Source organism: Thiobacillus sp. (genome assembly GCF_024708915.1).
In genome coordinates this window covers 1-8,775 of sequence record NZ_JANJXQ010000186.1, presented here as the reverse complement: position 1 = coordinate 8,775, position 8,775 = coordinate 1, and the positions used below count along the sequence as shown (strand labels likewise).

The following is an 8,775-nucleotide window of genomic DNA, read 5'->3' as shown; positions in this document are numbered from 1 at the left end:
CACGCTGCTCATGGTGAAGCCGGGCGTGGTCGGCGTCGGCACCTTCAATCCCAGCGGCAGTCCGCGCGCCAACCTGCAGGGCACCGGCTTTGCGGTGCTCGACGGACGCTACGTGGTGTCGTGCGCGCACATCTTTCTCAGACCACTGGACAGCGAGAAGAAGGAAACCCATGCCATCTTCATCGGGCGCGACCGTCAGGTGGCGGTGCGCACCGCACAGCTGATCGCCACCGACCGCGCGCGCGATCTGGCCCTGCTGAAAATTGCCGGCGATCCGCTGCCCGCGCTGAAGCTGGGCGATTCGAACAGCGTGCGCGAAGGCTGGCAGCTGTATTTCACCGGTTATCCGATCGGCTCGGTGCTGGGGCTCAACCCGTCCACCCACCGCGCCGGGCTCGCCGCAGTCATTCCCATTTTCACACCGGTGCAAAGCGCTTCGCAGTTGAATGCGCGCGCGCTCAAACAGGCGCAGCAGCCCTACGAGGTGTTCGAGCTCGACGCCATCGCCTACCCCGGCAACAGCGGCAGCCCGGTGTGGCACCCGGAAACCGGCGAGGTGCTGGGCGTGGTCAACTCGGTGTACGTCAAGGGGGCGAAAGAAGCCGCGCTCTCGGCGCCGAGCGGGATCAGCTACGCGATTCCGGCAAAATACGTGCATCAACTGCTGGAGCAGGCGCTGCCCAAAGCGCCCTGAGCGCGCCTACATGCCGCCGGTCAGGCTGACGCCGAGACCGAGCGACTGCTGGCTGCGGTTGTAATCGATCAGCGATTCGCCATAGCCGTTGAAATACTGCACGTAACCTCTCAAGCGCCCGTACAGCGGAAAACCCCAGCTCAGCTTCAATGCGCCGCGATTGTCCGACGCCGCGAAATTGTTGCGTAGCAGCAGCGAATACGTATTGCGCCCTTTGCTATAGATCGCCAGCAGATCGCCGTGCCCGAGGTAGTCATCGATGTCGGGGTTGTCGCCGTCGCCGTCGCGCTCCGGAATCCGGTACCAGGGGCGGACCAGCAAGGCCAGGTTGCCGCGCTCGAATCCGAACTGCGCGTACGCCCGGTTCCAGCTGCGCGACAGCGCTGCGCCGCGGCCGTTCGACTGGTGCACCAGCCCGAGGTTGATGAAGCGCCCGCGAAAACCGGCCAGATCGTAATCGGTGCGGAACACCAGCATCGCCTCCGGCTCGTAGTTGGTCTCGCGGAACGGCGCGGAAAGGCTTCGGTTGTAGGCTTGCCAGAACGAGGTGGCAGTGTAGCCGAACCACAAATCGACGTTGTCGTTGCCGAACACGCCCTGCATCCCCTTGATCTTGAAACTCAGCTGCAATTCGGTCTCGACGGGATCGAGCCTGAGGTCGGTCTGCCCGAGCGCTGCCTGGAACGAGGCGTTGCCGGGCGAGTCGCTGGCCTTGAACGGCAGAAAATAATTGGGGTGATGCGGGCGGAACAGGAAGGCACCCCGCTTGGCTGCGTCGTCGAGTTCCCAGTGGCGCGACAGCGCCGAAAGCAGCCTGGGTTCCGGCGGCTCAAGTTGCAGCGCGGGTTGCGCCGCGACAGGCGCCACGGCGGCTTGCAGTTCGGCCGTGGATGCGGCCGCGGGCTGCGGCCGCCCGGCCAGCCGGTCGTAACACGCCAGCCGCTCGGCATCCGCCGAAATCGCGCTGCATCCTTCCCAGTCGGCAATCGAGGCGGCCTGCGCGCTGCCCAGCAAGCCCGCGCACAGCAGGGCCAGCGGAATTGCGCCGCACGCAGGTCTCGCGGGTCGCGTCCGCACCCGGCGCTCAGTCGAGAATCACGCTGTGCCCCGGTAGCGGCGCCTGCGCGTCCCAGCCGAACTGCCTCTGCAAATCGGCGGCGAAACCGGTTGCCACGCTGTCTTCGCCGTGCACCACGAACACCTGGCGCGGTCTGCTGCGAAAGTGGCCGAGCCAGGCGAGCAGGGCGCTGCGGTCGGCATGTGCCGACAGCCCGCCCAGGGTGTAGAGGTCGGCGCGCACCGGAATGTCCTCGCCCAGCAGGCGCACCCGCTTGGCGCCGTCGACCAGACGGCGGCCGAAGGTGCCGGCCGCCTGAAAACCGGTGATGAGGATGGTCGATTCGCGGCGCGGCAGGTTGGCGCGCAGGTGAAACTTGATGCGGCCGGCTTCGCACATGCCGCTGGCCGAGATGATGACGGCGCCCCCCGTGATGCGGTTGAGCGCTTTCGATTCCTCCACATCCTCGACAAACTCGAGCTTGCGGAAATGCGCGGCACCGCCGTGGCGGCCCATCAGCTCATGGGTTTCGGCATCGAGCAGCGCCATGTGCCTGAAGGTGATCTCGGTGGCGGCGGTGGCCATCGGCGAATCGACGAATACGGAAAGCCTGGGGATGCGCGCCTGCCGGGTCAGATCGGCCAGCAGGTAGAGCATGTCCTGAGTGCGCCCCACCGCGAAAGCAGGAATGACGACGTTGCCGCCCTTCTTTTCGATGGTGTCGCAGATCGCCTCGACCAGTTCGTCCTGCGTCGCCTCCATGCTCTTGTGATCGCGATTGCCGTAGGTCGACTCGACTACCAGGTAATCGGCCTCGAAAATCGGTGTGGGATCGCGCAGCAGCGGCCGCGCGGGCTGGCCGAGGTCGCCGGAAAACACGATCTTGCGGCGGCGCGCACCTTCGCCCACCCACACCTCGACGATCGCCGAGCCGAGGATGTGGCCGGCGTCGCGGAAGGTGCAGCGCACCTGCGGATGCGGCGCGATCTCCAGGTCGTAGTCGACCGGGTTGAGGCGCTTCAGCGAAGCCTGCGCCTGCGCCACCGTGTACAGCGGCGCGATGTCGCGCGTCGGCGCAGCCTTGTCGCGCCGGTCCCGGTCCCTGCGGAAGCGGTCGACGTTGGCGTACTCGGCCTCTTTTTCCTGGATGTGTGCGGAGTCCGGCAGCATCACCGCCAGCAGGTCGCAGGTGGCGCGGGTTGCGTGGATCTTGCCCTTGAAGCCGAGCGCGACCAGCCGCGGCAGCAGGCCGGAATGGTCGATGTGGGCGTGGGTGAGGATCACGAAGTCGATGTCGCGCGGATCGAAGGAAAACGCGCGCTGGTTCTTGGCGCGCGTTTCGCGCCCGCCCTGGAACATGCCGCAATCGACCAGAAAGCGTACGCCGTCGGCCTCCACCAGATAGCTGGAGCCGGTCACCTCGCGCGCCGCGCCGAGAAAAGTCAGTTTAATCATGGAGTGCCGCGCAGCATCAGCCCCGCGGGGTCAAGTAGAGGCCTCGATCTTACACCGGAGCAACGCGCCCTCGCCTTTCCGCTACGCGCCGATTCCCGCGCTGAAGGAATCCCGTGGATCCGGGCACCCTGCTGCTTGCCGCCCCGCGCGCGCCCGTATTCCACCTTAATCCGGACCCGCATCGCTCGCACGCGTGGCGCCGATACCGTGAAGAAAAATGGGAAACACCAGCTTTCCCTCTGAAATCAGCGATTTTCGTGTTTCTATCACTGAAACGCGTATTACCAGACCCTGAATGATGCCGATGAACATGACAGCGGCGTCCTGCTCGTTCAGGTCCGCTCGAACCAGTTTCTGCGCCTTGGCCTGGATAATGAGATCGGTCACCTTGGCCTCGTAATCCGCCAGAATGCTGCGGATCAGTTCCTTGATCTTGGGATTTTTCTTCAGCAGCTGATCGGTGAATATCAGCTTCGGGATCGCCGGCACCTTGTCGACGAAACCCAGATGAGCGAAAAACATCTTCTCAAGGGAATCGAGCGGATCCCTGCCCTGCCCTGCCGCCACGTCCACCACGCTCATCAGCCGACCGCGTACCCAGTGGACGACCGCCAGCCAGATCATGTCCTTGCTGGGGAAATGGCGGAAAATCGCGCCCTGCGTGACGCCCACGGCCTTGGCCATATCCTGCGTCGTCACGCTGTCCACGCTCTGCTCGCCGGCAAGCTCCACGGCAGCCTTGATGATTTCTTCCTGGCGTTCTTCCGCCGACAGTCGTTGCCTGGGTTCGCTCATCTCTTGTTTCCCTTGTTTCGTGTTTCACTGATTGCAGAATTTCCGGGCGCGAGTGCCGTGACCGCATGGGCGCGCCGGGAGTGTTTTACGCCGCCCGATACGCGCCCGTCTGCAGCGAATCGACAGCCGCTGCATTCACGATGCACGGCGTCGACTCGTACGTACCAGTTCATGCCAGGCAATAGCCGCGATCGCTGCCCACACCAGCGTTCGCATACTCATGGCGATCACCGTACGAAGCTCGTAGGCACCGCCGGACGCTACATGCACGCCGAATGCGGCGAACGCGATCGCGGTGGCCAGGGCAATGGCAACCGCCAGCCGTACCGCCCAGCGCTGCCGCAGCCACAGGCCGGCACCGGCGACGACATAGGCGAAACCCGCGAGAAAATTGAACCAGAGCACGAACGGCACATAGTTTCCGGCCGCGGTGCGTGCCGTTCCGTCGCCGAACAGGATCGTGCCGCCTTCCTTGATGGTGAGCAGGCCAAACCCGATTGCGAGCAGTGAAATCGCCCAGATGTGGAATCTGCGTTTGTGTTTGGATGGAGTCACGTGAGCTTTCCTTTTTGGTGAGCTTGTAGCCGGGAACATTGCTTGCCGGATGTCATTTCGATGCAGCGGCCATTCCTGCGCGCGTGTGGCAATGGCTCACTGAACGGCATCTCTCTTGCCGTAAAAGTGCGCCACGAAGGGCTTGCGGAATTCGCTGTGGCAGTTGTAGCAGCTGGTCTGCAGTTTCTGGAAGGCCAGAATCACGCCCGGGCCGTCTCTGGACCCGGCCGCCCTGCCAAGCGCCTGTGCCTGGTCGTGGGTTTCACCGTCATAGGTCTTGAACTTGCCCACGCTGGTCCCGGCGAAGCGCAGGATGCGCATTTTCTCTGCCAGCGGCGGCTGCGGATGGTCGGCGATCAGCGGCGCGGTCTTCTCCACCAGCGCCCAGTCCTCACGCGAGATACCGTCGGTGATGACCTGCATGTTGCGGCCCAGATCCTTCATGATCTTCTGCAGGACCAGCGGATCGGCAGCAGACGCGCCGCCTGCGGCGGCCAGCAGAGCGGAAACGGCGAGGCACTTGAGAATCGGTGTGCGGGCGTAGTTCATGTCAGGCCATCCTTTTCTTGAAGCGAAGCGAACTCATGGTCAGAAGCGCCGTGCCCAGTACCGCCAGGGCGGCGAACTGCGGCCACAGGATGTCCCAGCCGCTGCCCTTGAGGAAGATGTCGCGGATGATGACCAGGAAGTAGCGCAGCGGGTTGAGATAGGTGAGCCACTGCGCCGGCTCCGGCATGTTCGAGATCGGGAACATGAAGCCGGACAGCAGCACCGCGGGAAGGTAGAAGAAAAACGACGACATCAACGCCTGCTGCTGGGTCTGGGAGATGGTGGAGATGAACAGGCCGATGCCGATGGTCGACATCAGGTACAGTCCGGCGCCGAACAGCAGCAGCGCCAGGCTGCCCTGGATCGGCACGTTGAACCAGCTGACCCCGATCGCGGTGACCACCAGCACGTCGATGAAGCTGATCAGCACGAACGGCAGGGTCTTGCCGAGAATCAGCTCGAAGGAGCGGATGGGCGTCACCATCAGCTGCTCCATGGTGCCGATCTCGCGTTCGCGCACGATGGCCATGGCGGTGAGCAGCAGGGAGATCAGCAGCACCACCACGGCGATCACGCCGGGGACGTTGAAATAGCGGCTTTTCAGGTCGGGGTTGTACCAGGCGCGCGAGCGCAGTTCGATGGGCCCGGTCTGCGGTGGCGCCGGCTGGGCAAGTTCGCCGGGCACGACGCGCGCCCGGGAAAATTCCTGGGTGATGCGCTGGGCGTAGTCCATCGCCACCGTGCCGGTGTTGGAGTCGGTGCCGTCGACGATGGTCTGGATTGCCGCCTGCCGTCCGGATTTCAGATCTTCGGCGAAGCCGCGGTTGATCTGGATGCCGATGGTGGCCTGGCCGCGGTCGAGCAGTTCGCCCAGCCGCTCCGGCCGGTCGGTGTTGTCCACCACGGTGAAATAACCGGAGGCGGTGAAGCGCTCAATCAGCGCACGGCTCTGCGGGCTCTTGTCGAGGTCGCACACGGCGGTCTTGATATGGTCGACGTCGGTGGTCACGGCGTAGCCGAACATGATCAGCTGGATCACCGGCATGACGAAGATCAGCGCCTTCATGCGCGGGTCGCGCAGCACCTGGATGAACTCCTTCACCAGCATGCGATAGATCCGTTCCCACATACCGCCTCCGTCAGGCCAGTTTCTTGCGGAACTTGCCGAGGGCGATGGCGAACACCACCACCGCGAACAGCCCCAGGAAGATCAGGTCGCCCGCCACGAACGCAGGCGGGCTGGCCTTGAGAAAAATGTTCTTCAGCACCTCGACGAAATAGCGCGCCTGCACCACGTGGGTGACCGCCTGCAGGAAGCGCGGCATGTTGTCGATGGAATAAAGAAAGCCGGAGAGCAGGAAGGCGGGCAGAAAGGTGACCACCATCGCCAGCTGGCTCGCCACCAGCTGCGACTTGGCGATGGTGGAGACCATGATGCCGAGGCTGAGCCCGCCCACCAGGAACATCGCGGTGACGCCGAGCAGGAACAGGAAGCTGCCCCTGAGCGGCACGTCGAACACCCATACCCCCATTGCCACCGAAAACAGCACGTCGGCCACGCCGATCACGAAATACGGCGTCATCTTGCCGAGAAACAGTTCGATCGGCTGCACCGGCGTGGCGATCAGCTGCTCCATGGTACCGCTCTCCCATTCGCGCGAGACGGTGAGCGAGGTCAAGAGCGCGGTGATCACCGTCATGATCACCGCGATCAGGCCGGGGATGATGAACCAGCGGCTTTTCAGCTCGGGGTTGTACCAGACGCGCAGGCGGTTATCCACGGCGAGCTCGATCGCCGTTCCCTGCTGCTGCGCCATGCTGAAACGGTTGGTGATGGCCTCGGCATAGCCCAGCGCGATGGTCGCGGTGTTGGCGTCCGAGCCGTCGGCCAGCACCTGCACCCGTGCCGTGCGCCCCTGCTCCAGGTCACGTGCAAAGTTCGGCGGAATCACCAGCGCCAGGTGGGCGCGGCCCTCATCGAGCAACGCGCCTGCGGCGGCGTAACTTTCCACCGTTGCGACCACGTTGAAGTAGCTGGAGGCCGGAAACCCTTCCACATAATGACGGCTGGTCGCGCTCCTGTCCTGGTCGTAGACAGCGAGGTTGAGCGTCTTGATGTCCATGGTGATGGCGTAACCGAACAGGATCAGCAGGATCAGCGGCATCAGGAAGGCCATCGCCAGCGAGCGCGGGTCGCGGACGATGTGGATGAATTCCTTCTTCACCAGCGCCCACAGCCGGATCCACGAGAAGCTGCGCGGCTTCATGTCGGCGCACCCTCCATGCTCCTGCGATCCTCGAGTTCGACCAGCGAGACGAACACGTCCTCCATCGAGGGTCTGACCTGGACGATCCCGCTCGTCGCCAGCCCGCGTCCGGCCAGAAAATCGCCCACCGCCGCGGTCGCCGCATCCGCATCGTCAACCACCGCGTGCAGGGTGTCGCCGAACAGGGCCACCTCCTTCACCAGCCCCGAATCTTCGAGCTGCTCCAGCGCCTCGAACGGGCGCTCGACCCGAATCTCCAGGATGTCTTCGGGGATGATGGTCTTGAGCTCGGCGGGGGTGCCCTTGGCGATCATCCGGCCGCGCGAAATCAGCGCCAGTTCGTCGCAGTACTCGGCCTCTTCCATGTAATGGGTGGTGACGAACACGGTGGTGCCGCGGTGCGACATCTGCGCGATCAGATCCCAGAACTGGCGGCGCGACAGCGGGTCGACCCCCGAGGTCGGCTCGTCGAGAAACAGGATCGGCGGCTCGTGCAGCACCGCACAGCCGAGCGCCAGGCGCTGTTTCCAGCCGCCGGCCAGCGACCGGGTCAGGCTGTCGCGCTTGTCCGCGAGGCCCGCCATGTCCAGCACCCAGTCCTTGCGTTCGGTACGCCTGGCCCTGGGTACGTTGTAGATGCCACTGAAGAAATCGATGTTTTCCTCGACCGACAGGTCGTCGTAGAGCGAGAACTTCTGCGACATGTAGCCGATGTGGCGCTTGATGGTTTCGGACTCGCTCATGATATCGAAGCCCGCCACCCGGCCCGAACCGGAACTGGGCAGCAGCAGGCCGCACAGCATGCGGATGGTGGTCGATTTTCCCGCGCCGTTGGGGCCAAGAAAGCCGAACACCTGGCCGGTTTCCACACTGAGCGAGACGCGATCGACGGCGACGAAATCGCCGAACTTGCGCGTCAGCTCATGCACTTCGACCGCGTAGTCGGTGCTCATGCCGCCGCCTCGGCGTCATCCCGCGTCACCTGATGGATGAACACGTCCTCCAGCGTCGGGGTGATGACTTTTTCTGCCCGCACCGCGATGCCGGCCTCTTTCAGGATCGCCCGGACCTGCTCCATTTCCGCGGCGCCTTCGGTATACAGATGCAGCATGCCGCCGAACAGGCTGACGCGACTGGAACCCAGCTGCGCGGCGAGCGCCTCGCGCGCGGCGCGCGGCTGTTCGGTTTCCAGTTCCAGCAACTGGCCGGGAATGCCTTCTTTCAGTTTTTGCGGGGTATCGCACTGGATCAGGCGGCCGCGATGCATCAGGCCGACGCGGGTGCAACGCTCCGCTTCGTCGAGGTAGGCGGTGGAAACGAAGATCGTCACCCCTTCCTTCAGCATGGCGTAGAGGATGCGCCAGAAATCGCGCCGCGACACCGGATCGACGCCGTTGGTGGGC

General features: G+C 64.2%; 10 protein-coding genes. 1 reads left to right on the top strand and 9 read right to left on the bottom strand.

Translation table 11 applies throughout. The annotated features are described in order from the left end of the window. A partial coding sequence (locus Q0L94_RS12850) for a serine protease (protein ID WP_366799476.1) occupies nucleotides 1-694 on the top strand: 694 nt, incomplete at its 5' end. 6 nt (nucleotides 695-700) lie between these two features. Here the strand turns inward: Q0L94_RS12850 and Q0L94_RS12845 are convergent. The 9 genes from Q0L94_RS12845 to Q0L94_RS12805 form a co-directional block, all read right to left on the bottom strand. Then, the gene (locus Q0L94_RS12845; protein ID WP_296753802.1) at nucleotides 701-1,771 is read right to left on the bottom strand and encodes a phospholipase A; all 1,071 of its coding nucleotides are present in this window, start codon (nucleotides 1,769-1,771) and stop codon (nucleotides 701-703) included. 7 nt (nucleotides 1,772-1,778) lie between these two features. Continuing rightward, nucleotides 1,779-3,203 carry an MBL fold metallo-hydrolase gene (locus Q0L94_RS12840; RefSeq protein WP_296753804.1) on the bottom strand — a complete coding sequence of 475 codons (1,425 nt, stop codon included), beginning with the start codon at nucleotides 3,201-3,203 and terminating at the stop codon, nucleotides 1,779-1,781. Between the two features lie 168 nt (nucleotides 3,204-3,371). Further along, entirely contained in the window at nucleotides 3,372-4,001 is a 630-nt protein-coding gene (locus Q0L94_RS12835; RefSeq protein ID WP_296753800.1) for a TetR/AcrR family transcriptional regulator, read from the bottom strand. A 135-nt stretch (nucleotides 4,002-4,136) separates the two neighbouring features. Further along, complete coding sequence (locus Q0L94_RS12830; protein WP_296753798.1) at nucleotides 4,137-4,556, bottom strand: hypothetical protein; 420 nt, start codon at nucleotides 4,554-4,556, stop codon at nucleotides 4,137-4,139. Between the two features lie 96 nt (nucleotides 4,557-4,652). Beyond that, nucleotides 4,653-5,105, bottom strand: coding sequence for a cytochrome C (locus tag Q0L94_RS12825; protein ID WP_296753797.1), 453 nt, complete (start codon nucleotides 5,103-5,105; stop codon nucleotides 4,653-4,655). Between the two features lies 1 nt (nucleotide 5,106). After that, nucleotides 5,107-6,234: an ABC transporter permease gene (locus Q0L94_RS12820; RefSeq protein WP_296753795.1), complete on the bottom strand. Its 1,128-nt coding sequence runs from the start codon at nucleotides 6,232-6,234 to the stop codon at nucleotides 5,107-5,109. Between the two features lie 10 nt (nucleotides 6,235-6,244). Next, nucleotides 6,245-7,372: an ABC transporter permease gene (locus Q0L94_RS12815; RefSeq protein ID WP_296753794.1), complete on the bottom strand. Its 1,128-nt coding sequence runs from the start codon at nucleotides 7,370-7,372 to the stop codon at nucleotides 6,245-6,247. After that, nucleotides 7,369-8,325 carry an ABC transporter ATP-binding protein gene (locus Q0L94_RS12810; RefSeq protein ID WP_296753792.1) on the bottom strand — a complete coding sequence of 319 codons (957 nt, stop codon included), beginning with the start codon at nucleotides 8,323-8,325 and terminating at the stop codon, nucleotides 7,369-7,371. The genes Q0L94_RS12815 and Q0L94_RS12810 overlap by 4 nt, the downstream gene beginning before the upstream one ends. Further along, nucleotides 8,322-8,775: DUF4162 domain-containing protein (locus Q0L94_RS12805; protein ID WP_296753791.1), on the bottom strand; the 454-nt coding region annotated here is incomplete at its 5' end. The genes Q0L94_RS12805 and Q0L94_RS12810, both read right to left, overlap by 4 nt.